Origin of the sequence: Pusillimonas sp. MFBS29 (genome assembly GCF_020687695.1) — a bacterium.
In the GTDB taxonomy this organism is placed as follows: domain Bacteria; phylum Pseudomonadota; class Gammaproteobacteria; order Burkholderiales; family Burkholderiaceae_B; genus Pusillimonas_C.
This window is the reverse complement of sequence record NZ_JAJEWL010000001.1, coordinates 214,781-236,376: the sequence shown is the minus strand read 5'-3', so window position 1 is coordinate 236,376 and position 21,596 is coordinate 214,781. Positions and strand designations below refer to the sequence as shown.

Genomic DNA, 21,596 nt, shown 5'->3' with positions numbered 1-21,596 from the left:
CCACCATGTTACGACGCTTGCTGCCGAAATCCCTGAGCACACGCATGGTGTTGCTGACGCTGGGAACCATCCTGCTGGTGCAGGCCGCTACCTTTGCGTCGGTTTCCTACTACCGGAAAAAATACACTGAAGAAGTAACAGTCGAGTTCACTGCGACCACCATACGCACCCTGCGCGCCGCACTGGCCAAGATTCCATCCGAAGGGCGCGACGAATTCGTGCGTCAGGCCTCGGGCAACCAATGGCGTCTTTGGGCGCGCAGCCTGCCCTCGAATACCAGCGTGGAGCACCGTCGTCCGCCGCGCAATCCGCCGCCACCTCCGCCCGGAGATATCCGTCATTCGCTGCGCACCTTTGTCCAGGCACTGAACCTGCGCCTGGACGACGACACCCGTGTCGCCCTTTCGCGGGGTACTGAACCGCGTCTGTATATTTCGCTACCCTACCCCGCCGAAAGCATAACGCCACCCAATCGGGAATGGCTGGTTATTCCACTGGACCGCATAGCCCCGCCGGTCACGTCTCCCATGATCATGATCTGGCTTGGAGGCATGGGCCTGTTGCTGCTGCTCGCGGCAGCTTTTTCCTGGCATATCACCCGGCCACTTACACGGCTGGCCAAAGCCGCCGACCAGCTGGCTGCCGGCCAGCCTCAGCGCGTGTATCCTTCGGGCCCCTCCGAAACACGCATACTGGGCGAACGCTTCAACGCCATGCTCGATACGCTGGCCGAATCCAATGCCGTCCAGCGCACACTGCTGGCCGGCCTGCCTCACGATTTGAAGGGGCCTTTGTCGCGCATGTGGCTGCGCATAGAAATGTCGGAAGAGAACGACTTCAAGGAAGGCATGCTCAAGGACGTGCAGGATATGCAACGCATGGTCAATCAGTTCATTGGCTTTGTGCGGGGCGCCGATCCTGGCTCATACCAGTTCACACCCCTTTCGCTTAATACCTGGCTTGAGGAACAGGTATCAGCCTGGGAAAGCGCCGGCAGCCCGGTCAAGCTGGTTAGCATGCCCACGCAGTCACTGACGATCAACGGTGACAAAACAGCACTGGGGCGCCTGCTGGACAACCTGGTGACCAATGCCCTGAATCATGGTGAGCCGCCTGTCGAGGTAGCCATGCAGGTCGAGCAAGGCAATGCCGTCATCACGGTATCGGATCATGGCCCCGGCATCAGCGCTGAACGGCGCATCGAGGCACTGCGGCCATTTTCACGCCTGGACGACGCACGCACCCGCACAGGCTCAGTGGGACTGGGACTGGCGCTGGCTGAAAACATTGCGCGTGCGCATGATGGCTCCCTGACCCTGGAAACGGCAAGCCTGGGCGGCCTGCAAGTTCGCATCACCCTGCCTGTACAGACAGCAGTCAGTGATCAAAATCAGGTTGAGCAGGCGGCACCGACAAACCAAACATCCGCCAGTAAACACGCAGATTGAAAATAAAGGCCACCGGCAGAGCAATGACCGTAGCCGACAACAGCAAACGCATGGAGTCGACAGACGCGGCCGCGTCCCACAAGGTGATTTCATCCAGAACCAGGTAGGGGAAAAAACTGTACCCCAGGCCACCAAGCACCACGAGAAAGATCAGCAAGGTCATGAAAAACGGCAAGGCTGTCGTGCGATAGCTGCTGTTGATCATGCGCTGCAGGCACATCTCGACCGAAACAAAACACACCAACAACAAACACCACAAGGCCACCACGATCTGCCATTGAGGCCCATCGCTCCATTTAAGGAAAACCCCCGGGTTGGCGAAAGCCAGCACCACCGAGACCGCCACCGCCCCGGCAGCAGACCAGCGTACGGCACGCCGGCCCCACATTACCGCCCGCGCACGCAACTCGCCCGCGACGCGCATAATCAACCACGATGCGCCCAGCAAGCAATAGGCTGCCACCGCACAAAGGCCGATAAACAACGAATACCAGACATAGCCTGCATCCGGCTGATGCGACACCACCAGTTGCGCAAGCAACAAACCATGTGAAAACGCCGTCAGCAGTGAACCCAGGCCGAAGCCGATAACCCAGCGCCCCTGCATCTCGCGAGGGGCACGCAGGCGGATCTCGAACGCCGCCGAACGCAACAATACGCCCAGACCAAGCAGGCTCAAGGGCAGATACAGCTGCCCCATGACGTGGCCTGCGGCCTTCGGAAAGACGCAGACAAACAGCCCCAGGCCCAGGAAGAGCCAGAACTCATTTGCATCGCGCCAGGGGCTAAGCAGCGACAGCATGCGTGGCCCCGAGGCTGCAGGTGCAAACAGCGTCAGGCAGCCCACTCCGATATCAAAACCATCAAGCACCGTACCGGCGACAATCACGGCAAAGAGTATCACCATGAATGCCAAAGGCATCCAGAACGAGGGGTCTTGCGCGCTCAAGCCCAGCGCAGTGGCCAAGGCCTCTATCATGCCCTGCCCCTACGCCGCGCAACCGGTACCACCCCATAACGCGCGATGTGCCGAAGCAATTGAAAGAAGCTGACGAACAGCAGCAGGTAAAGCACAAGATAAGCCACGTAGCCGCCCACTAAGGTCTGTACGCTTGCGGAACCCAATACCTCGGTCATGGTGACCGTGCCATTGACTGCATAAGGCAAAGCGCCCAGCAGGATATGAGCCATGCCTGCAAGCAGCAGCACCCAGCCCGAAAATGTCATTGCCTTGAGCACATGGCGCCCCCACCGGGATAAAGCGCCCGGATCATACTCAACCCGTCGGGCACGCCAGACCGTCAGCCAGGCTGCCGCCATCATCAACATGCCTACCACCAGGGCCAGCCTGAACGACCAGAACGTAGCCGTGACCGGCGGGCTCATGCCTGAGAACTGATCCAGCCCTCGCAGCGCACCGGCCTGATCCCGCCCCAACCAGAAATCACCCATCTTTGGCAGGCGCCAGGCATGAAGATTGGCGGATTTCCGCGCATCAGGCCAGGCGAACAACACCAGATCGGCCGGCTGCCCACTATGCCAGTACGCGGCAGTCGCGGCAGCTCTGGCGGGTTGATGATGCGCGGTCATATGGCCCGATCCCACCACCGCCATGCCCTGGAGCACCACACATATTGCAGCCAGCCATACGGCAGACTTGAATACCAGACGCTCACTTTCATCGACGGGTCGGCGCAAGCTCTGGGCCACTATAAGCCCTATCATGAGAAATGAGGTAGTCAGGACGGCCACCAGCACGAACAGCGCGGCATACCACGGCAGCGCCGGATTGAACAGAATCGCCCACCAGTCCTGAACCTGGTACTGCCCATCGATGAATTGCGCACCGGTCGGAGTATGTGTCCAGGACAGCAGCGCCAACAGCCAGAACGCACTGACCGCCACGCCTACCGCGACCATGAACACGACCAGGGTATGGGCCTTATCTGACAAATAACGTTGCCCAAACAGCATGGCGCCCAGAAAACAGGACTTGAAGATAAAAGTAGAGAGCACTCCGGCGGCAAGCAGGGGCCCGGCGACATCGCCTATTTTTTCCATCAGCGCAGGCCACAGACTGCCAAACTGAATCAGCACCGGCAGACAGGAGGCAAAGCTGAGAATGAAGGCCAGCGCAAACACACGCACCCAGAATCGGTACGCAGCGATCCAGGCGGCGTGGTTCGGGCCCCGCCACCTGAGCTTGAAATACAGCAGCACCCAAGCCAGACCAAGCTCTATGGTCAGAAAGAGCAGCATAAACCCCAAACTGGAGAAAAACTGTATCTGTGATAGCCACAAGGTTGTGTGCGTCATAATGTGCGCTAGTTTAGAGCCAGATCAGCATTTGTAAACCCACGGGGCGGGCAAATAAGCCCGAACGTGGCAAAATGCATACTTCACCCGATTATTTTTGCCTAATTTATTTCAGTATGACCTCTGCGCCATCTCCCGCACCTGTTTCGAACTTTTTGCGCACCATCATCGACAACGACCTGGCTCAAGGCCGCTATGCCGACAAGCGCTGGGCAGGCAAGCCGGGGCCGGCTTCCGTACAGGCGACGGGCGACATTGACCCCGCACGCATACGCACACGCTTCCCGCCCGAGCCCAACGGGTATCTGCATATCGGACACGCCAAAAGCATATGCCTTAACTTCGGCCTGGCACACGACTACCAGGGTGCCTGCCACCTGCGCTTCGACGACACCAATCCGGAAAAGGAAGAAGACGAATACGTCAATGCCATTATCGATATGGTGGAGTGGCTGGGCTTCGACTGGAAGTACGGGAACGAGAACAACCGCTATTTTGCCAGCGACTATTTCGAATATATGTATACGTTCGCGCAGGCACTGGTGCAAGCCGGTCTGGCCTACGTCGACGAGCAAAGCGCTGAAGAGATGCGCGCCACGCGTGGCACCCTGACCGAAAAAGGCACCAACTCCCCATGGCGCGACCGCCCCGTCGAAGAGTCGCTGCGTCTGCTCGATGAAATGCGCGACGGCAAGCATCCCGACGGTAGCATGGCCCTGCGGGCCAGGATCGACATGGGATCGCCCAACATCAATATGCGCGATCCCGTGCTATACCGCATCAGGCACGTGCCGCACCATCGCACCGGTGATCGCTGGTGCATCTATCCCATGTACTCATGGGCGCATCCGGTCGAGGATGCCCTTGAAGGCATCACCCATAGCATCTGCACACTTGAATTTGAAGACCAGCGTCCTTTCTACGACTGGATACTCAATCACCTGGCAGACCTGGGCCAGCTGCAAAGGCCGCTGCCCCGGCAGTACGAGTTTGCCCGACTCAACCTGAGCTATGTTGTCACGAGCAAGCGCAAGTTGCTGCAGCTGGTGCGCGAGGGCTATGTCAACGGTTGGGACGACCCCCGTCTGCCAACATTGGCCGGCTTGCGCCGGCGTGGCTATACACCAGCCTCGATACGCCTGTTCTGCGAACGACTGGGGGTATCGAAAGCGGACTCACGCATAGACTACAGCCTGCTCGAACAAGCCTTGCGCGACGACCTGGATCCGATTGCCGCGCGCAGCGTTGCGGTGCTCGACCCCATCAAGCTGGTACTGACCAATTATCCTGAAGGCAAAACCGAACTTTGCCATGCTCCACGCAATCCTCATGATCCCGAAGCAGGACAACGCGAGTTTCCGCTTGGTCGTGAGCTCTGGATAGAGCGTGACGACTTCCGTGAAGAGCCTCCCAAAAAGTACTTCCGGCTTTTCCCTGGCAACACAGTACGCCTGAAATACGGCTACATCATCCGCTGCACCGGCTGCGTCAAAGACGAAAACGGCAACGTAACCGAGGTCCATGCCGAGTATCTGCCAGACACCAAGAGCGGCACTCCTGGCGCAGACTCGGTCAAGGTCAAGGGCAACATCACCTGGATCAGCACTGAACACGCCATTTCGGCCGAGATCCGTCTTTACGACCGTCTGTTCAGCGACCCGCATCCCGACTCGGGCGACAAAAACTTTCTCGATGCCATCAACCCGGATTCATGCACAATCGTTCAGGGCTGGCTGGAGCCTGGCACGCAATTGACTGCCGACACGCCTTTGCAATTCGAGCGTCTGGGGTACTTTATTGCTGACCGCAAAGACTCCACCTCCGAAAAACCGGTACTCAACCGTTCGGCCACACTCAAGGATTCCTGGGCTCAGAAAAGCTGATGCCCTCTCCAAGTTTGTAATTTTTATTATCGAAAGAAAAACCCGTGAGCGACGCAAACAGTAAAAACAAAAGCCTATCGGCGCTGGACTTCAAAAGCGCCACCCTGTATGCGCTGCGTGTAGTGCTGCGCAGTCATGATGATGCCGAGCTGTTGGCCGCCCTTGAACGGCGCATGAACGACGCGGGATCTTTTTTCGAGAACGAGCCTGTCGTCATCGACGCCAGCCTGATCACTGAAACCATAGACTGGCCGGCCCTGATCGCTGCCCTGCGCGAACATAGCCTGCATCCCGTAGGCGTGGTGGCACAAGATGCCAACCTGCAAGCCGCACTGGCACAAGGCCTGACCGCCGTGGATCTGGGCAGCCCCACTCCACGTCCGACTGCCCAGCCGGCACCCGAACAGGAAGTGCCGGTGGTTGCTCCGCCCCAGGACAAACCCGCCAACAAGGCAGACAAATCCAGCGCCGCACCGGCCGCTGCAGCAGCCGCACCGGAAATTGCGCCGGCCGCCATGGTGATCAACCGTCCGCTACGCTCAGGGCAGCGCATTTATGCCAGAAATACCGATTTGATCGTGATTGGCGTGGTCAGCCAGGGAGCCGAAGTGATCGCCGACGGCAATATTCATGTGTACGGACCTTTGCGCGGCAAAGCCATGGCAGGCGCACGTGGTGACACCAGCGCCCGTATTTTCACCACACAACTGGATCCCGAGCTGCTGGCTATTGCCGGTGTCTATCGCGTTATTGAAACCAAGCTGGATGCCTCGTTGCATAATCAGCCGACTATTGTCCATCTGGACGACGATACCCTTAAAATTACTTCGCTGAGCAAGTAGCAGATATTTTTTGTTGCCAAGATACAGCCAAATTAGCGTACTCTTGTGCTGTTTTTATGCAATTTTGCATTACGATTACGTGTTTTATCATCAATACCTAAAGGAATTCTATCGTCATGGCGAGAATTGTTGTGGTGACTTCCGGCAAAGGCGGTGTGGGCAAAACCACCACCAGTGCAAGCTTCTCCTCCGGACTGGCGATACGCGGCCACAAAACAGTCGTTATCGACTTTGACGTAGGTCTACGTAATCTGGACCTGATCATGGGTTGCGAACGCCGTGTTGTATATGACTTCGTCAACGTGATCCAGGGCGAAGCCACGCTGAACCAGGCGCTTATACGCGACAAGCAGCTTGAGAACCTTTTCATTCTCCCGGCTTCCCAGACTCGCGACAAAGACGCACTGACCAGGGAAGGCGTCGAGAAGGCACTCAATGACCTGGCCGACATGGGCTTCGAGTACATAGTCTGCGACTCGCCTGCCGGTATTGAAACGGGCGCCCTGATGGCTTCGTATTTCGCCGACGACGCACTGGTCGTGACCAACCCCGAGGTCTCTTCGGTACGTGACTCCGATCGTATCCTGGGCATACTCTCGGCCAAATCGCGTCGCGCCGAGAAAGGCGAGGAGCCCATCAAGGAATACCTGCTGCTTACGCGCTACAACCCAAAGCGGGTCGCTGAAGGCGAAATGCTGTCGCTCAAAGACATCGAAGACATTCTGCGCATCAAACTCATCGGCGTCATTCCCGAATCCGAATCGGTGCTGCAGGCATCGAACCAGGGTATTCCTGCGATTCATTTGCGCGACAGCGATGTAGCTGTTGCCTATCAAGACGTGGTGTCGCGCTATCTGGGTGAAGAAAAGCCGCTGCGCTTTGTTGATTACGAAAAACCAGGCCTGTTCAAGCGTCTGTTCGGGGGGAAATAATATGTCCCTGCTTTCTTTTTTTCGTGGACAGAAAAAGACCTCTGCCAGCGTTGCCCGTGACCGTCTGCAGCTGATTCTGATCAACGAACGCGGAGACGGGGTTGCTCCCGACTACCTGCCGCAGCTGCAAAAGGAGCTGGTTGAGGTTATTTCACGCTACGTGAAGATCAATCCCGACGATATCAAGGTCAATCTCGAGCGCCAGGATTCCCTGGAGATCCTCGAGGTCAAGATTGAAATGCCTCAGGCTGAGGCCCGCTGATTCTTGCCGCGGGTTCACGCCAACCGGCTGCCCGCGAACTGAAAAAAAATGCCCCAGGCCGAACTGCCCGGGGCATTTTTTCGTCAATATAGCGGCAAGATCGCCGCACAGCCGCTTGCTGCTATCGGTTCTTGCCTATCTGGTCACCAATGACGCCGCCTATTGCTGCGCCGCCTACTGTACCCAGCACACCACCACCGGTTACCACAGCACCGGCCACACCACCCAGGCCGGCGCCGGTCACGGTGCTTTTCTGACGATGGCTCATGCTGTCCCAGGAAGAACATCCGCCCAGGGCGAACGCCAGAATTCCAATAACACCCAGTTTGCTTAGACAAGCTGCTTTCATTTTTACCTCCAGAATATGCAAGCGATGATATAAGGTAGCCGATTTGAGTTTCGCAAAAATTGCGAGCCCGTAGATCCTTGTGAACTTGCGCAACAATTGTTTCGATACCCGGCCACCACCCTACACAGACTTGATCAGCGCAAGCACTTCCCTGAACTGCGGATGAATCGGCGTTTCCAGCCACTCAAACATAGCCATTTCGGCAGTGATGCGCTCAAGACCGTAGTGATCCCAGCGTGTGCATGCAGCATCAAAGTCGTGGACGCGACGCGAGCCCGCGCAATCGGTCACCAGAATGGGGCTCAAACCCAGATTGGTCATGCCCAGGCCAGTTTGTAACACGCATACGTGGGCCTCGGTGCCCAGAAGCAACACCCTGGTGCGTCTGCGTGGCAACTCGGCCAGAAAACGGGATTCACGCGTGGCATCAAAATGAGTTTTATGAATGACATGATCGACCCAGCGCCGCAACGCCGGGTCAGTAGGGCCAATTTTGTCAGCGTAATGCTCGGTCGCGATGACGGGTACACCCATTAGCTGGGCCGCCTGCAGCAAGCAGGCGGTTCTTTGTATCAGCGCCTGATGATCGGCTATGGCGGGCAACAGGCCCGTTTGCATATCGACCAGCAGAACCATCGTATCGTGTGCACTCAGGACCGGCATAACACCTCCTGGTTAAAGGCTACTTAAGTGCTTTATAGCGCAAACGCCTGGGTTTGGCGCCTTCCTCACCCAGTCGACGCACCTTGTCAGCCTCGTATTCCTGATAGTTTCCGTCAAAGAATACAACCTGGGAATCGCCCTCAAAGGCCAGTATATGGGTTGCAATACGGTCAAGGAACCAACGATCGTGGCTGATGACCATCACGCTGCCCGCAAACTCCAGCAACGCGTCTTCAAGCGCTCGCAGGGTCTCGACGTCAAGGTCGTTGGAGGGTTCGTCGAGCAGCAACACGTTTCCGCCGGCCATAAGCGTCTTGGCAAGATGCAGTCGGCCGCGTTCGCCGCCGGACAGCTTGCCCACCAGCTTGTTCTGGTCGCCGCCCTTGAAGTTGAAACGGCCGAGGTAGGCGCGCGAGGACATTTCGAAGCGGCCCACCGTCAGCAGATCGGCGCCGTCGGAGACTGCATCGAAAACAGTCTTGTCATCGGGCAGCGACTCGCGCGACTGATCCACAAACGCCAGTTTTACAGTCTGGCCGATCTTGACCACACCGCTATCGGGCTGCTCGCGCCCGGCAATCATGCGGAACAGCGTGGACTTACCCGCACCGTTGGGACCGATAATACCGACGATCGCCCCTGGCGGAACCTTGAAGCTGAGGTTATCGATCAACAGCCTGTCACCGTATGCCTTGCTGACATTCTCGAACTCGATCACTTCATTGCCCAGACGCTCTGCCACCGGAATGAAAATTTCCTGCGTTTCATTGCGTTTCTGGTATTCGTGCGACGACAGCTCGTCAAAACGTGCCAGCCTAGCCTTGGCCTTGGCCTGACGGCCCTTGGGATTCTGTCGAACCCATTCCAGCTCTTTCTTGATGGTGCGCTGGCGAGCCGACTCAGAAGCTTCTTCCTGCTTCAGCCTGTCTTCTTTCTGCTCCAGCCAGGAACTGTAGTTGCCTTTCCAGGGAATACCATGCCCGCGGTCAAGCTCCAGTATCCAGTCGGCCGCGTTATCCAGGAAATAACGATCGTGGGTCACGCCTACGACCGTACCCGGGAATTTGCGCAGGAATTGTTCCAGCCACTCCACACTTTCCGCGTCCAGGTGGTTGGTGGGTTCGTCCAGCAGCAGCATGTCGGGCTTGGACAATAGCAGACGGCATAAGGCAACACGGCGCTTTTCACCACCGGATAAATTGCCGATAAGGGCGTCCCACGCAGGCAGACGCAGTGCATCTGCGGCGATTTCCATCTGATGTTCGATGTCATCCGCACCGCTGGAGGCCGCGGCCGCGATGATGGCCTCGAGCTCACCCTGCTCGGTCGCGAGTTTATCGAAGTCGGCATCCGGCTCGGAATATGCGGCATAGACCTCTTCCAGGCGCTTGCGGGCACTGAACAATTCGCCCAGCCCCTCTTCCACCGACTGACGCACGGTATGTTCGGGATTCAGAACGGGCTCTTGCGGCAAATAGCCGATGTTCAGCCCGGGCATGGGAATCGCCTCGCCTTCGATCTCGCGATCGATGCCGGCCATGATCTTGAGCAATGTCGACTTGCCCGAACCATTCAGACCCAGCACGCCAATTTTGGCGCCCGGAAAAAAAGACAGGGAAATATCGCGCAGAATCTGGCGTTTTGGGGGCACGATTTTGCCAACCCGGTTCATCGTATAAACGTATTGGGCCATAACAAGCAAGTCAAAAATTGAACAATCCCAGATTGTAGGCCGTAAGGAAAATTAAAACCGGGAATCGGCCGTCATTCCCCAAAAAAGCAGCAGCGGCAGAGGGCGGGCCTGAAGATGCTTTAAAATTGGACAATTCCTTATCCCGGCAGCAGCCATGTCTAACGAAACCTTAACCTTTACTGCCGACGAGATCGATTTAATCGGCCGCACCGCCGACGCCATGAGCGCGTACATGGGCAAGCCCGTGCTGGCCGAGATCATGGACGCACAAGAGACGGGCTTCGAATGGGTCATCTTTGCCGTCCCGCTCGACATCCACGACAGCCCCGATGACTACGTCGTTGTCGAAATCGGCGGCCCAGGCGCACGATTCGCAGGCAATACCGGCGGCCTGACCATGAAAGACGGCGACATCTTCGACTGCGAGTATCTATGGGCCATTCAGCTGTCCGACCTCGAGGGCATCAGGTTTATCAAGGTCGACCAGAATGGCGATGAAGTTGCCTGGACGGAAACCTTGCAGGAAATCCTGCCCTTCATCATGACCGACGATGCCACGGCAGCCCCCGAAGACGACGATGACGACGAACCCTCTGAAGCAGACGACCCCGACCAGCCTCGCATATTGCACTAAGCCTTGCTAGCGCACCCGATCCCGCACATACAGCAGGCACCCTACCGGCCACATCAGACCCACCAGCGCCCTTGATGCCCAGCCATGCAGCGACCTTCCCTGTGGCAGCGTCTGCCTGCCACGCCTCAGGTGCATGGAAAATCGCGTGTAACGCGCTGCCGCCATCAGGAATGCCTGAGGACGGTAGCGGAACCACGGCAAGCACTCGACGACCGTGTCATGAGCCAGCAGCCACAATCCCAGCGCATGCTGCTGCCCGTCGCGGCCCTGGCCGGAAATGGAGTCGTGGCTGTCGTGATAAACCCGGAATACCTGATTGACAAAGCGCGTCAGATAGCCTGCGCGGGCGATGGCACGCCACACCAGGCTTTCGGGTACAAAACCGGCAATTTCTTCGGGAAAGGGAAAGCGCAGCAGCACATCGGTGCGCAAGCAGCCGAATTTCTCGCCTTTGACGTGATATTTGAAAGTCATGTCGAGCGACGACGCATCGATCAGATCGCTGGGGAACATATCGCCCACAATATGACCATTGGGGCGGGCACATAAGCCTGTAATCGCCACAAAACGGTCGCGTTCGTTTAGCGGTATGTCACGCCAGACCGTGGCCATGGCGTACAGCGCATTGGTATCCAGACTGTCATCGCTGTCCAGTGCGACCACAAGCTCGCCACTGGCTTTCCGGACCCCTCGGTTGAATGCGGTTTTCTTGTGCTGGTTCTTTTGCCACATATAGTGGATGGGAAAACTGGCTTCCTGTTGCCAGCGCATTACCATGGGCCTGGTTTCGTCAGTGGAGCCGTCGTCGACAATCACCCACTCGAAATCCTGGAACGATTGTTCGCACAGAGATTCATAGACCCGTTCCAGCGTATGGGCCCGGTTGTAGGTTGGTGTCACAACCGTAAAAAGATGGCGCCAATTCGACATGCTGATCTTCTTTAATTATGAAAGGCGGGCCTGAATATGCTGTGCCACGCCATTTTTCCCCTCTCCATGGGTCATGATAGGACAAAAAAAATCCGCAGACACAGGATCTGCGGATTTCTTGCCATCGTTACGTCTTGATACCGGAAAGGCGGGCGGCCTTTACCGGCAGGGTATCACCTTAGACGCGTTTGACCTTTTCCAGCATCTTGAAAACGCCCTTGGGTGCGCGAACGAAAAGGCGCTTGAATGCTTTGCCAAGGCAACGACGTTCAAGAGTATTGCGACGCGTACGTTTGATTTCTGCCATGATGATCTCCGATCTGTGTGTAGAAGGCACGCAAAGACGCGGTCCTAAAAATTCAGTTAACCCATGATTCTACCCCAAAATGGGTCAATTCCACAAAAACCAGCTTCAAAAAGTCGCAACGCAAGAACGATTATCATAGCGAAATGAGCTCACATATCCGCATTTTCGGCGCACGCCAGAACAGCCTCAAGAACCTTGATGTGTCCATCAACACCGGCGAACTCCTGGTCGTGACGGGCGTATCCGGATCCGGCAAAAGTTCGCTGGCTTTCGATACCCTGTACGCCGAAGGCCAGCGCCGCTATGTGGAAACATTTTCCCCCTATGCCCGGCAGTTCCTGGACCGCATGGACAAACCACAGGTCGAACGCATCGAGGGCATACTGCCCGCGATCGCCATAGACCAGGTCAATCCGGTCCGTAATTCACGCAGTACGGTCGGCACCATGACCGAGCTGAATGATCACCTGAAACTGCTTTTCGCCCGTCTGGGCCGGCTTTACTGCCAGTGTTGCGGCCAGCGCGTGCAACGCGACAACCCCGGATCCATACAGCAACACCTTGCTGTACGCGCACCCGAAGCCGGCGATCCCCGTCTGGTAATTACCTTTCCCATCGTCATTCCCGCCAACTACACCGAAGAAGAAGTCCGTGGCTTTCTGGAACAGCAGGGTTACACACGCATCCATCATGAAGAGATGCGCATGCATACGCCTGCTCCGGCCAAAGGCAAAAGCAAGCGCGTCCCCAAGGCAGAGAAACTGCGGGTGCTGCATGTGGTGCAGGACAGGTTCCGCCACGGCTCCGCCGAGCCCGAGCGCGTCATGGAGGCCCTCGACACGGCGCTGCGTCAAGGCGATGGCCATATTGCCATTCACGCGCTGCCCGACACAGAAGACGGCCAGGAAACCGTGTGGCGCTTCAGCAACCGCCTGCATTGCGCTGCCTGCAATATCGAATACGGAACGCCGCTGCCCAGCACATTTTCCTTCAACTCCCCGCTGGGTGCCTGCGAATCATGCCGCGGCTTCGGACGCGTCATGGGCATAGACTACGGGCTGGTCGTTCCGGACGAAAAGAGAACACTGCGTGGTGGCGCCATCAAACCCTGGCAAACCAAGAGCTACAACGAATGCCAGACCGAAATGGAGCAGTACGCACCGGCTGCCGGCATACGTCTTGATACGCCCTGGGAAGATCTGACCGAACAGGAAAAGGAATGGGTCATCGGAGGCACCCCTGACTGGAAAGGCGGTAACAACGCCTGGAAAACCCAGTGGTATGGGGCACAGCGATTCTTCGACTGGCTGGAGTCACGGGCCTACAAAATGCATGTGCGCGTGCTGCTTTCCAAGTACCGCAGCTACACGCCCTGCCCCGCTTGTGGCGGCGCCCGGCTCAAGCCGGATGCAACGCTATGGCGTCTTGGCAGCCAGATCGCCGATACCGACGACAACTATCCGCGCTTCATGCCGGTGCATGCGCAATGGAGCCGTGAACAGCTCAACACCCTGCCCGGACTAGGCATACACGACCTGATGCGCCTGCCCATCAGCCGGGTAAAAGACTACTTTGCGGACATCAGCTTTGGCGCCAGCATGGATGCCGCCATCGAGTTGCTGCTGGACGAGGTCCGCAACCGGCTGAAATTTCTGTGTGATGTGGGTCTGGGGTATTTGTCGCTGGATCGCCAGAGCCGGACCCTGTCGGGCGGTGAAGTCCAGCGCATCAATCTGACCACGGCCCTGGGCACCTCGCTGGTCAACACACTATTCGTGCTCGACGAACCCTCCATCGGCCTTCATCCGCGCGATATGCATCGCGTAGTCCAGGTCATGCATCGTTTGCGTGCCAATGGCAATACCCTGGTCGTGGTCGAACACGACCCCCAGGTCATGATCGCCGCCGACCGGATCATCGACATGGGTCCCGGACCCGGCGAGCGCGGCGGCCAGGTCGTATTCGACGGCAAGCCGGAACAGCTTCGCAACGCCAACACCCTGACCGGAAACTATCTGGGCAGCCGCCTGCGCGTCGAGGCGCCGCGCCCCATGCCGGTGGCCGACAACACGCCCAGGCTAATCCTGGAAGGCGCCAGGGCCAATAATCTGAAGAACGTCTCCTTGTCCGTGCCGCTGGGACGACTGGTCTGCGTGACCGGCGTATCAGGCTCGGGCAAATCCACACTCATCCAGGATGTGCTTCATCCGGCCCTGCTCAAGCAGCAGGGCAAGCCCACCGAGGCGCCGGGCGAGTACGATCACCTGCTGGGCGCGGAACAGCTGGCGGAAGTCGTCATGGTGGACCAAAGCCCCATAGGCAAGACGGCACGTTCCAACCCGGCCAGCTATGTCGGCGCTTTCGATGCCATACGCAAGCTGTTCGCCCAGGCTGCGCTGTCCAAAGAGCGCGGCTATACCGCGGGCACCTTCAGCTTCAATACCGGCGACGGGCGCTGCCCGACCTGCAGCGGCACCGGCTTCGAGCACGTTGAAATGCAGTTTCTGTCCGACGTCTACCTGCGCTGCCCCGATTGCGACGGCAAGCGCTTTCGTCCTGAAATACAAGAGGTGCGTGTCGAACATCTGGGCCGCAGCGCCTCGATAGACGAAGTCCTGGAGATGACCATCAGCGAAGCCCTGGGCTTCTTCAGTGGTCTGCGCGACGTGCAGTGGGCACTGGCCCCCCTGGCCGACGTGGGCCTGGAGTACGTGCGCCTGGGTCAGCCGGTGCCGACCCTGTCAGGTGGCGAGGCCCAGCGCCTCAAGCTGGCCGGACATCTGGCCACGGCCGCCCGCAGCGGCATATCGTCCGCCAAGGTGGCCAAGAAAGGCAGCCTTTTTCTTTTCGACGAGCCCACGACAGGCCTGCATTTCGATGACGTGGCCCGCCTGATGCGCGCTTTCCGCAAGCTGTTGGCCGCCGGTCACTCACTGCTGATCATCGAACACAATCTGGACGTGATCCGCGCAGCCGACTGGCTGATAGACCTGGGGCCTGAAGGGGGCGACGGCGGCGGATACATCGTAGGCACCGGCACCCCGCAAGACCTGATGCAGAACAAGGCATCACATACCGGCCAGGCCTTGGCCGACTACACCAGCGCCATTGTCTACGAAGACAAGTCGCAGCAAGCCAGACAGCTGGCCGAGCCTGCGCCACGCTATCAGGACGGGGCCGGCACGCCACTGCAGACCGCCCTGCGGCGCAAGCGCGGCCAGGGCTCGAGCATAGACTTGGTCAATGCGCGTGAGCACAACCTGAAGGGCATCAACGTCAGCATTCCGCACGATACGTTTACCGTGATTACAGGTGTGTCGGGATCGGGCAAGTCAACGCTGGCTTTCGACATACTTTTCAACGAAGGACAGCGTCGCTACCTGGAATCGCTCAATGCCTATGCCCGGGCCATTGTGCAGCCTGCAGGCAAACCTGATGTGGATGCCATTTACGGCATACCGCCCACCGTCGCCATCGAGCAACGTACCAGCCGTGGAGGCCGCAAATCAACGGTCGCCACCATGACCGAGATCCATCATTTTCTGCGTCTGCTGTATGTGAAGCTGGGCACCCAAATGTGCCCCACCTGCAATGTGGCCGTCGAACCGCAGAAAGCCGAACAGATCGTTGCCCAGATACTGAAGGACTGCAAGGGCCGCCATATAGGCATACTCGCGCCGCTGGTCAGCGCACGCAAAGGCTATTACACCGATCTGGCCAAGTGGGCCGCCGGCAAAGGTCATACCCATTTGCGCGTTGACGGCGAATTCATACCGGTAACCCCGTGGCCCAGGCTGGATCGCTATAAAGAACACACACTGGAGCTGCCCGTCGCCGATCTGGTGGTCGATGCCGGGCAAGAGGCAGCACTGCGTGAGGCCGTGCGCAGCGCACTCGAACACGGCCAGGGCTCCATGAGCATATTGCTGGACCTGTCTGCCCCACAGGCCGCCAGCCTGGATGAGCGCCGCAGCGCCAGCCCCAACGCATCTGCAGAGCAAAGGCATTTTTCCGTCAAACGTGCATGCCCAAGTTGCGGCACCAGCTTTCCCGAGCCGGATCCGCGCATGTTCAGCTACAACTCCAAACATGGCTGGTGCACCAGCTGCTTTGGTACCGGCCTGCAACTGACGGGGTTCGACGCCGAACAAACCGGCGAAGAAACCGCATGGAATGCATGGTACGAAGGCAGCACCGCGGCCTGCACCAGTTGCCATGGCGAGCGTCTTAACCCGGTTTCCCGCGCCTTTTTGTGGCGCGGACGATCCATCGCCGAACTGGCCGCCATGCCGGTATCTGACGCGCAGGTGTTTTTCGATGGCCTGATCATTCGCGGACGTGAAGGCGAAATCACGCGAGACATACTGGCCGAAATCAAGGGCAGGCTTAACTTCATGCGGGAAGTCGGGCTAGGCTACCTGGCGCTGGATCGCGCCGCCCCCACCCTTTCGGGAGGCGAAGCACAGCGCATACGACTGGCAGCCCAACTGGGCTCCAATCTGCAAGGTGTCTGCTATGTGCTGGACGAGCCCACCATAGGCCTGCATTCGCGCGACAACCAGATCCTGCTCAATGCCCTGGCAACGCTGGAGGGCAATGGCAATACGCTGGTTGTGGTCGAGCACGACGAAGACACCATACGACGGGCATCGCATATTATTGACATCGGCCCGGGGGCTGGTACGCGGGGCGGCATGGTGGTTGCACAAGGCACGGCACAAGACCTGATGGACAGTCCCACATCCGTTACCGGCCGCTACCTGAAGCATCCCCTGTCACACCCCTTGCAGGCACGCCGTGCCGTCACCAGCGACACACCCATGGTCACGGTACAGGGCGCACATTTGCATAATCTGCACAACGTCGAGGCACAGCTTCCGGTTGGACGACTGAGCGTCGTCACCGGCGTCTCGGGATCTGGCAAATCCACACTGGCCCGCGACGTGTTGCTCGATAACCTTGCACAGGCCGTTTCGCAGCGCAAGGATCCGCCATGGCAGGGCTGCACCGGCATCACCGGTTGGGAAGCAATCGACCGCGTGCTGGAAGTCGATCAAACCCCCATAGGCAAGACTCCGCGCTCGTGTCCGGCCACCTACGTGGGCTTCTGGGATGACGTGCGCAAGCTTTTCGCCGATACGCGCGAAGCCCGGATACGCGGCTGGACCGCTGCGCGCTTTTCCTTCAATACCGGTGAGGGTCGTTGTCCGGTGTGCGAAGGTCAGGGCCTGCGCACCATAGAAATGAGCTTCCTGCCTGACGTCAAGGTGCTATGCGACGGCTGCAATGGCGAGCGATTCAACCGCGACACCCTGAGCGTAACGTGGCGCGGCAAAAGCGCGGGAGAAGTCCTGCGCATGGAAGTGGATGAAGCAGTGGAATTCTTCGCCGCACATTCCAGAATTTCACGCATTTTGCAGCTGATGCAGGACGTCGGGCTGGGCTATCTGACCCTGGGCCAGCCCTCGCCCACCCTGTCGGGCGGCGAAGCGCAGCGCATAAAGCTGGTGGCGGAACTGGCCAAGGCACGCCTAACGGAAGGTGTGATCAAGACCGGCCGTGCTTCCCGGATTCCGCACACCTTATATGTGCTGGACGAACCCACCGTGGGCTTGTCGACTGCCGACGTCGAGAAGCTGATACATGTACTGCATCGCCTGGTGGATGCCGGCAATACCGTGCTGGTCATCGAACACAATCTGGATATAGTCGCTGAAGCTGACTGGGTACTGGACCTGGGTCCGGAGGGCGGAAACGGTGGTGGCTATCTGGTTGCGCAGGGCACACCCGAGCAGGTCATCAGCCTTAAGGACGTCTCGCATACCGGAGCGGCACTGGAAGCGTTCCTGAAGCAAACATCGAGCTAGGGCCTGTTGACATGCTTTGCCGATTTGAAAACCGCCTGTCGGGCCAGGCCCTGGAACTGACCGGATTCAGCCACCGTATCACAGCAAAGGCGGCCCCGGAGCTCGACGCCGCCTTTGCGCAAATCATCGAGGCCCAGCAGCAAGGCTTGTGGCTGGCCTTGCTGCTGGATTACGAGCTGGGCGCGTGGCTGGAGCCCGCCCTCATGCCTGCGGCAATGAATTCCGACGCGGCAGCACGACCCCGTTTTACCGCACTGGCCTTTGAACAGGCACAGCCGCAAGCCGTATGGACTGCGCCCGAAACGGGCTCAGCTTCTGTTCTGGCGTCACGCCCCCTGATAGACACCCAACGCTACCTGGCCGACATACACACCTTGCGTGCATGCATAGCCCAGGGAGATCTGTACCAGACCAACTACACCTTCCCGATCGCCATCGAAAGCCAGGTGCCTCCGCAAGAGCTTTATCGACGGATTGCCGCCAGGCACCCCGCTGCCCATTCCGCTTATGTGGAAGACGACGGACGCAGCCTGCTCTCGTTTTCGCCCGAGCTTTTTATTGCGCGCCAGGGCACAACGCTGACAGTGCGCCCCATGAAAGGCACGGCACCGCGCCATGCCGATGCGGCACAGGACCAGGCTTCGGCCCAGGAGTTGCTGCACAGTGAAAAAAATCGTGCCGAAAACCTCATGATCGTCGACCTGCTGCGCAATGATCTGGGCCGCGTGGCCACGCCCGGCTCGGTCAAGGTAGAAAAGCTGTTCACACTGGAACAATACCCTTCCGTCTGGACATTAACATCGACCATCACCGCCCAGGCACCTGATGTCGGCCTTGAGCAACTGCTGCGAGCCCTGTTTCCCTGCGGCTCGATTACCGGCGCACCCAAGATCGCTGCCATGCAAAAAATCAGGCAGCTGGAAGATCAGCCTCGCGGTATTTATTGCGGCAGCATAGGCTGGCTGGCCCCCGACGGAGACTGCTCATTGAATGTGGCCATACGCACTATAGAAATGCATGATGACCGGCACGGCATTTTTGGGGTGGGAGGCGGCATCGTGTACGACTCGGTGCCGGAGCAGGAATGGCAGGAGTGCCTCTGGAAGGCCCGCCTGCTGAATACGGCCGGTACAAACGGACTCACGGAGACGGCATGACGGCGCCCCCGAACATACAGTTGATAGAAACCATGCGTGTCGAACCCGGCGGCGCCATACCCTTGCTGGCAGGCCATATACGGCGATTAAACGCCACTTGCCTGGCATTGGAGTACACGTCTCCCGGCATGGCCCTGGACACGGCACTACGCCAGCATGCGGCTGGACTGGACAGCACCAAAAGCCACCGTCTTCGACTGCTGCTCAGCCAGGATGGCAGCTACACACTGACTTCCGCTGCCCTGCCCGATACCCCTCAGCCTGTATTGCTTGCCATGCAGGCTGAGGCGCTGCAGGCCGACCACCACTGGCTCAGGCACAAGACCACGCACAGGCCCTGGTATGACGCGACACAAGCCTGGCTTACCGAAAACCCGGCCTTCTTTGATATTGTTTACTGCAATGTCCGTGACGAAGTATGTGAAGCCAGTCGCAGCAATGTGTACATACAGGACGCCTCAGGCCGCTGGCTGACACCACCGCTTTCCTGCGGTCTGCTGCCTGGGGTACAAAGACAGGTCTTGCTGGATCGGGGGCTTGTTGCGGAAGCCGTAATCAGCCGGCGTGATTTTCTCGAGGCACCAGCCATCCGTGTCTCCAACGCCTTGCGTGGCTGGCTTGATGCCGTGCTGCACCAGGACGGGCCGGCCAAAGACATCGCCACGCCATAATCCTTCCACACAAGTATCGGGACTCACTACAGGAATTTGTCATGCTCAAGACTCAACTCGATCACATTGTCATTACCGCATCATCACTGGCTGCGGGATCGGAATATATTTACCGGGCGCTGGGCGTTCAACTTGAAGCAGGCGGCGAGCACCCCCGCATGGGCACACATAACTTGTTGCTGCGTCTGGGCGACGACTGCTATCTGGAAGTCATTGCCATCAACCCGGAAGCCCAGCAGCCAGACCGACCCCACTGGTTTGGCCTGAGCGACGACCATCATCAGACTACCGGCCTGGCAGGCTGGGTTGCCAGAACAAATGACCTAGTGGCGGCCAGCCAGGCATCGCCAATACCGCTGGGCCAGGTAGAGGCCATGACGCGCGGATCACTGGCATGGCAAATCACCATCCCCGATGACGGCAACCTGGTCATGCAAGGCGCCGCACCGGCTCTGATACAGTGGGCAGGCGAGCAACACCCCGTCCTGCGCATGGAGGACATAGGCTGCACACTGCAAGGACTTGAAGTCTTTCATCCCGATGCCGCAAGCATCCGGAAACTGCTCGAGCAAACCGGCTTTGAAGGCCCATGTACTGTCACGTCACTGGAAACCGGAGAGGCCCCTTACCTGACCGCGCGTATTCTTACGCCTTCAGGGCCGCGCCAGCTGGACAGCCGCCTGAGCCGCTGAGCAAGCGGCGAATTAGCTGACAAATTTTCCGTTCAGAATGTATTGAATGGCTTCGTTGGCGGCCGCCATACCCATGGTCGCCGTTACGGTGACGGCCGAACCATAACCTGCACACGACAAACCCTGCAGGGCTTCTGTATCTGTTCCCTGCCCGGCCGCCTGCTGCCATTGCGCCGGCAACAGGGCCGGCTGGTCAAACCACAGCGCCCGGACATTCATTTTGGGTATCCGCTTGCGTACCTTGCCTGCCTGATCGGCTGCCTTGGGATAGCCGTGCAGCCGCCTCAGTGTATTTCGCAACCTGGACAGCAAAGCATCATTGACAGCGGCAGACAGGTCGCCCGCCCGCAGGGTCAGGGGATTGGTCTTGCCGCCAGCGCCACCACACACCACGACAGGTATCCGGCGGCGCCGCGCTTCGAGAATCATGGCGATCTTGGCCTGGGCCTGGTCGGTGCAGTCAATAATGACGCTGACATCATCGGCAAACAGATCCGCCACGTTCTCGGGGCTGACGAAATCGTCAATAACCTGCAGGCGACAGCCAGGATTAATGCCTTGTACACGGTGAGCCATGGCCTCGACCTTGGCCTGACCCAGGGTTGCGCTCAGGGCATGCAACTGACGGTTGATGTTTGACTCGGCGATATGATCAAGATCGATCAGCCCGATCGCCCCAACGCCGGTACGGGCCAGCGCTTCGGCACACCACGAGCCCACCCCTCCTATACCGGCCACGACCACATGTGCTCCAGCCAGCCTTTCCAGGCTGGACGGACCATACAAGCGCTCCAGGCCGCCAAAACGGCGCCCCGGATCAACAGAAACAGCATCGGACATCGCAAACCCGGAAAAAATGTAGAGTGATAAAGACCCTGGAACTCGGCGCGAAATGGCATCGCCACGTTCAGTCAGCAGTTTACAAAAAAACCACAAACAGACAGCGGACT

18 protein-coding genes are annotated in these 21,596 nt (G+C 58.6%); 10 read left to right on the top strand and 8 right to left on the bottom strand.

All coding sequences use genetic code 11. From position 1 onward, the window contains the following. The first annotated feature begins 5 nt into the window (after positions 1-5). A complete protein-coding gene (locus tag LKR43_RS01130; protein ID WP_227682005.1) occupies positions 6-1,448 on the top strand; it encodes an ATP-binding protein in 1,443 nt (480 codons plus the stop codon). On the opposite strand, the gene LKR43_RS01125 is transcribed toward LKR43_RS01130, so the two are convergent. Then, positions 1,378-2,427: a cytochrome d ubiquinol oxidase subunit II gene (locus LKR43_RS01125; protein ID WP_227682004.1), complete on the bottom strand. Its 1,050-nt coding sequence runs from the start codon at positions 2,425-2,427 to the stop codon at positions 1,378-1,380. The two genes, LKR43_RS01130 and LKR43_RS01125, sit on opposite strands and share 71 nt — an antisense overlap. Beyond that, positions 2,424-3,764: a cytochrome ubiquinol oxidase subunit I gene (locus LKR43_RS01120; RefSeq protein ID WP_227682003.1), complete on the bottom strand. Its 1,341-nt coding sequence runs from the start codon at positions 3,762-3,764 to the stop codon at positions 2,424-2,426. The genes LKR43_RS01125 and LKR43_RS01120 overlap by 4 nt, the downstream gene beginning before the upstream one ends. Positions 3,765-3,880: 116 nt before the next feature. Between LKR43_RS01120 and LKR43_RS01115 the strand changes: the two genes are divergently transcribed. The 4 genes from LKR43_RS01115 (at position 3,881) to minE (ending at position 7,683) form a co-directional block, all read left to right on the top strand. Further along, positions 3,881-5,647 (top strand): glutamine--tRNA ligase/YqeY domain fusion protein, encoded by a 1,767-nt coding sequence (locus LKR43_RS01115; RefSeq protein ID WP_227682002.1) that lies wholly within the window; start codon positions 3,881-3,883, stop codon positions 5,645-5,647. A gap of 44 nt (positions 5,648-5,691) precedes the next feature. Further along, entirely contained in the window at positions 5,692-6,489 is a 798-nt protein-coding gene (minC, locus tag LKR43_RS01110) for a septum site-determining protein MinC (RefSeq protein WP_227682001.1), read from the top strand. Between the two features lie 116 nt (positions 6,490-6,605). Next, positions 6,606-7,421, top strand: coding sequence for a septum site-determining protein MinD (gene minD, locus LKR43_RS01105; protein ID WP_227682000.1), 816 nt, complete (start codon positions 6,606-6,608; stop codon positions 7,419-7,421). Position 7,422: 1 nt separating this feature from the next. Beyond that, positions 7,423-7,683 (top strand): cell division topological specificity factor MinE, encoded by a 261-nt coding sequence (gene minE / locus LKR43_RS01100; RefSeq protein ID WP_227681999.1) that lies wholly within the window; start codon positions 7,423-7,425, stop codon positions 7,681-7,683. Positions 7,684-7,804: 121 nt separating this feature from the next. Here the strand turns inward: minE and LKR43_RS01095 are convergent, their stop codons facing one another. From LKR43_RS01095 to ettA, 3 genes are all read right to left on the bottom strand, one after another. Then, on the bottom strand, positions 7,805-8,032 hold the full coding sequence (locus LKR43_RS01095) for a glycine zipper 2TM domain-containing protein (RefSeq protein WP_227681998.1): 228 nt from the start codon (positions 8,030-8,032) through the stop codon (positions 7,805-7,807). A 120-nt stretch (positions 8,033-8,152) separates the two neighbouring features. Then, a complete protein-coding gene (locus LKR43_RS01090) occupies positions 8,153-8,695 on the bottom strand; it encodes an isochorismatase family protein (RefSeq protein ID WP_227681997.1) in 543 nt (180 codons plus the stop codon). A 19-nt stretch (positions 8,696-8,714) separates the two neighbouring features. Beyond that, positions 8,715-10,388, bottom strand: coding sequence for an energy-dependent translational throttle protein EttA (gene ettA / locus LKR43_RS01085; RefSeq protein WP_227681996.1), 1,674 nt, complete (start codon positions 10,386-10,388; stop codon positions 8,715-8,717). 154 nt (positions 10,389-10,542) lie between these two features. On the opposite strand from ettA, the gene LKR43_RS01080 reads away from it, so the two are divergent. After that, complete coding sequence (locus LKR43_RS01080) at positions 10,543-11,022, top strand: hypothetical protein (protein ID WP_227681995.1); 480 nt, start codon at positions 10,543-10,545, stop codon at positions 11,020-11,022. Positions 11,023-11,028: 6 nt separating this feature from the next. On the opposite strand, the gene LKR43_RS01075 is transcribed toward LKR43_RS01080, so the two are convergent. Both LKR43_RS01075 and LKR43_RS16160 read right to left on the bottom strand, forming a co-directional pair. After that, positions 11,029-11,952 carry a glycosyltransferase family 2 protein gene (locus LKR43_RS01075; protein ID WP_227681994.1) on the bottom strand — a complete coding sequence of 308 codons (924 nt, stop codon included), beginning with the start codon at positions 11,950-11,952 and terminating at the stop codon, positions 11,029-11,031. Between the two features lie 178 nt (positions 11,953-12,130). Beyond that, positions 12,131-12,259 (bottom strand): hypothetical protein, encoded by a 129-nt coding sequence (locus LKR43_RS16160; RefSeq protein WP_003803595.1) that lies wholly within the window; start codon positions 12,257-12,259, stop codon positions 12,131-12,133. Between the two features lie 143 nt (positions 12,260-12,402). Between LKR43_RS16160 and uvrA the strand changes: the two genes are divergently transcribed. The 4 genes from uvrA to LKR43_RS01055 are packed head-to-tail and all read left to right on the top strand — an operon-like array spanning position 12,403 to position 20,646. After that, a complete protein-coding gene (gene uvrA, locus LKR43_RS01070; RefSeq protein WP_227681993.1) occupies positions 12,403-18,126 on the top strand; it encodes an excinuclease ABC subunit UvrA in 5,724 nt (1,907 codons plus the stop codon). Positions 18,127-18,137: 11 nt separating this feature from the next. Beyond that, entirely contained in the window at positions 18,138-19,283 is a 1,146-nt protein-coding gene (locus tag LKR43_RS01065; RefSeq protein WP_227681992.1) for an aminodeoxychorismate synthase component I, read from the top strand. Continuing rightward, positions 19,280-19,954, top strand: a complete 675-nt coding sequence (locus LKR43_RS01060; protein ID WP_227681991.1) for an aminotransferase class IV — start codon at positions 19,280-19,282, stop codon at positions 19,952-19,954. Before LKR43_RS01065 ends, LKR43_RS01060 begins: the two co-directional genes overlap by 4 nt. A gap of 41 nt (positions 19,955-19,995) precedes the next feature. Continuing rightward, positions 19,996-20,646, top strand: a complete 651-nt coding sequence (locus LKR43_RS01055; RefSeq protein ID WP_227681990.1) for a VOC family protein — start codon at positions 19,996-19,998, stop codon at positions 20,644-20,646. 12 nt (positions 20,647-20,658) lie between these two features. Here LKR43_RS01055 and LKR43_RS01050 read toward each other — a convergent pair whose 3' ends face one another. Then, a complete protein-coding gene (locus LKR43_RS01050; protein ID WP_227681989.1) occupies positions 20,659-21,486 on the bottom strand; it encodes a ThiF family adenylyltransferase in 828 nt (275 codons plus the stop codon). Positions 21,487-21,596 lie beyond the last annotated feature (110 nt).

Excerpts from the sequence above, each read along its gene's own strand:
- LKR43_RS01115 (WP_227682002.1), top strand. The coding sequence starts at position 3,881 with ATGACCTCTGCGCCATCTCCCGCACCTGTTTCGAACTTTTTGCGCACC.
- LKR43_RS01090 (WP_227681997.1), bottom strand. The coding sequence starts at position 8,695 with ATGCCGGTCCTGAGTGCACACGATACGATGGTTCTGCTGGTCGATATG.
- LKR43_RS01130 (WP_227682005.1), top strand. The coding sequence starts at position 6 with ATGTTACGACGCTTGCTGCCGAAATCCCTGAGCACACGCATGGTGTTG.
- minE (WP_227681999.1), top strand. The coding sequence starts at position 7,423 with ATGTCCCTGCTTTCTTTTTTTCGTGGACAGAAAAAGACCTCTGCCAGC.
- LKR43_RS01075 (WP_227681994.1), bottom strand. The coding sequence starts at position 11,952 with ATGTCGAATTGGCGCCATCTTTTTACGGTTGTGACACCAACCTACAAC.
- ettA (WP_227681996.1), bottom strand. The coding sequence starts at position 10,388 with ATGGCCCAATACGTTTATACGATGAACCGGGTTGGCAAAATCGTGCCC.
- minD (WP_227682000.1), top strand. The coding sequence starts at position 6,606 with ATGGCGAGAATTGTTGTGGTGACTTCCGGCAAAGGCGGTGTGGGCAAA.
- LKR43_RS01080 (WP_227681995.1), top strand. The coding sequence starts at position 10,543 with ATGTCTAACGAAACCTTAACCTTTACTGCCGACGAGATCGATTTAATC.
- LKR43_RS16160 (WP_003803595.1), bottom strand. The coding sequence starts at position 12,259 with ATGGCAGAAATCAAACGTACGCGTCGCAATACTCTTGAACGTCGTTGC.
- uvrA (WP_227681993.1), top strand. The coding sequence starts at position 12,403 with ATGAGCTCACATATCCGCATTTTCGGCGCACGCCAGAACAGCCTCAAG.
- LKR43_RS01095 (WP_227681998.1), bottom strand. The coding sequence starts at position 8,032 with ATGAAAGCAGCTTGTCTAAGCAAACTGGGTGTTATTGGAATTCTGGCG.
- LKR43_RS01060 (WP_227681991.1), top strand. The coding sequence starts at position 19,280 with ATGACGGCGCCCCCGAACATACAGTTGATAGAAACCATGCGTGTCGAA.
- LKR43_RS01125 (WP_227682004.1), bottom strand. The coding sequence starts at position 2,427 with ATGATAGAGGCCTTGGCCACTGCGCTGGGCTTGAGCGCGCAAGACCCC.
- LKR43_RS01120 (WP_227682003.1), bottom strand. The coding sequence starts at position 3,764 with ATGACGCACACAACCTTGTGGCTATCACAGATACAGTTTTTCTCCAGT.
- LKR43_RS01055 (WP_227681990.1), top strand. The coding sequence starts at position 19,996 with ATGCTCAAGACTCAACTCGATCACATTGTCATTACCGCATCATCACTG.
- LKR43_RS01065 (WP_227681992.1), top strand. The coding sequence starts at position 18,138 with ATGCTTTGCCGATTTGAAAACCGCCTGTCGGGCCAGGCCCTGGAACTG.
- LKR43_RS01050 (WP_227681989.1), bottom strand. The coding sequence starts at position 21,486 with ATGTCCGATGCTGTTTCTGTTGATCCGGGGCGCCGTTTTGGCGGCCTG.